This window comes from Actinomycetospora sp., assembly GCF_055612215.1.
The window spans coordinates 1-1,887 of record NZ_JBVPVA010000889.1; the positions used below are offsets into that span (position 1 = coordinate 1).

The 1,887-nt window shown below is 73.6% G+C and carries 3 protein-coding genes; 1 reads left to right on the forward strand and 2 read right to left on the reverse strand.

The genetic code is table 11. From position 1 onward, the window contains the following. On the reverse strand, positions 1–630 hold a 630-nt coding region (locus AC0CYZ_RS24160), incomplete at its 3' end, for an FAD-dependent oxidoreductase (RefSeq protein WP_472220052.1). A gap of 187 nt (positions 631–817) precedes the next feature. On the opposite strand from AC0CYZ_RS24160, the gene AC0CYZ_RS24165 reads away from it, so the two are divergent. After that, complete coding sequence (locus tag AC0CYZ_RS24165; protein WP_472220054.1) at positions 818–1,111, forward strand: hypothetical protein; 294 nt, start codon at positions 818–820, stop codon at positions 1,109–1,111. A 54-nt stretch (positions 1,112–1,165) separates the two neighbouring features. On the opposite strand, the gene AC0CYZ_RS24170 is transcribed toward AC0CYZ_RS24165, so the two are convergent. Next, a partial coding sequence (locus AC0CYZ_RS24170; protein WP_472220056.1) for a class I SAM-dependent methyltransferase occupies positions 1,166–1,887 on the reverse strand: 722 nt, incomplete at its 5' end.

The window sequence follows — 1,887 nt, forward strand, 5'->3', positions numbered from 1 at the left end:
GCCCCTCAACTCCTTCGGCGTGAACTTCGCCTGCGCGGGTCCTCGCCGTCCAACGAGATGGACTTCGCGGACCCTGCTCTGGCCCAAGGCCTCGAGAGCGTGGGCCGCGATGTCGGTCGAGTGCAGGGCAACGGCGGGCTGAAGCAGAATGCGGCAGACGTCGGCGGCGACGTTGCCATGCCCGATGACCACGGCCGTTTCCTGCGAAAGATCGAACGTGAGATCTCGGAAGTCGGGGTGGCCGTTGTACCACCCCACGAAGTCCACCGAGGCGAGGCTGCCGGGGCGGTCCTCGCCCGGGATGCCGAGGCGCCGCTCGGTCTGCGAGCCCACCGCGTAGACGACCGCGTCGTAGCGCTCCAGCAGCTCCTCGACGGTGACGTCCTCGCCGAGGCAGACGTGGCCGAAGAAGCGGAAGCCCGGCTGGGCCGCGATCTTCTCGTACTGCGTGCTCACCGACTTGATCTTGGGGTGGTCGGGGGCGACCCCGGCCCGCACCAGCCCCCACGGCGTCGCGAGCCGGTCGAACATGTCCACCCGGACCGGCGGGTCCTCGGCGTCCAGCAGGGCCCCCGCCGCGTAGAACCCCGAGGGCCCGGAACCGACGATCGCCACCGCGTGCGTCCGCATGCCCCGATCCTGACGGACGGCGTGACGCGTCGCACGTCCCCGCCCGCGACGGCCGCCGTGGGCGCGCCACGCCGACGATCGCGTGAGCCCTCGAGGACGGCGCGTCGGAAAACGGCCTCGATCGAGTCATCACTCCATACGGCAACCGGCCTGTGGGTGGCCCCGACCTGCGCCGACGATGCTCGTGATGATCGAGAACGGACGGCTCGCCCACGACGGCGACGAGTGGTGGGACCCGACGCCGTGGCGCGCGGACGCGTGGCGGCGCGGGCGGGACGTCCTCGACGTCTACGACGACGACCGCGTGCTCTCCGAGGAGCTCGCGGACGACCTCGTCAACGAGCTCGCCGGCCGGGCCCTCGGCGCCCGTCGCCGGCGCGACCCGGACCGGCCGTGGCGACCGGGCGCCCTCGCGGGCACCGGGGTCGAGGGCCGGGGCACGCGCCCGCGCCGACCGCACCTGCGGCTCGTGCAGGGCTGACGTCCAGGTGAACGATTGTGGTCGTCAGGACGACCGAGATCGTTCACATGGGCGTCAGCGCTTCACCGCGGCGAGCACCACGTAGAACAGCTCGGTCCCGGCCATCGAGAGCCGGTGCCGGAACCGGCGACGCACGACGACGGTCGTGTCGTCGAACCCCGCGAGCATGCCCTCGACGTCGGGCACGTCGTGGTCCCCGCTCTCCTCGCCACCGTCCTTGAGGGTGAGCGCGAGCACCGAGCCCGCCGGGAACGTCGACCACAGCTCGGCCAGCGCGTCGACCGGCACGTGGCCCTCGCCGACCGCCCCCGCCGCCACGAGGGCGTCGAGCCGCTCCTCGCGCACCAGCCGGGCCACCTCGGCGCCGTCGAGGCGCTCGCCGACCAGGTAGTGCTCGTACATCCCCGGACGGTCGCGGTGGGCGGCGTCGCGGGCCTCTCCGATGCCGTCCGCGCCGACCACCACGGTCACCCCGCGGGCGGTCAGTTCCTCGCCGACGACGCCGTTGCCCGCGCCGAGGTCGAACGCCCGCAGGTCCGCGGGCTCCCGCCCGATCGCGGCGCCCGCCTCGACCGCGGCGTCCGCGACGGTGGCCGGCGACGCGCACTGCAGGCGGCGCTGGACGACCTCCTCGTAGAGCCCGGGCACCGAGTACACGGTGGCGTAGTCGTGCAGCACGACCTCGCGGGTCTCGCCGTCGAGGTGCAGGACGAACCGTTCCTCGCCCTGGCGGCGGCCGGGGGTGGGGTCGAGCTCGACGGTGAAGGGGGCGGTCA

Coding starts and splice junctions, on each gene's coding strand:
- AC0CYZ_RS24165 (WP_472220054.1), top strand. CDS start 818: ATGATCGAGAACGGACGGCTCGCCCACGACGGCGACGAGTGGTGGGAC.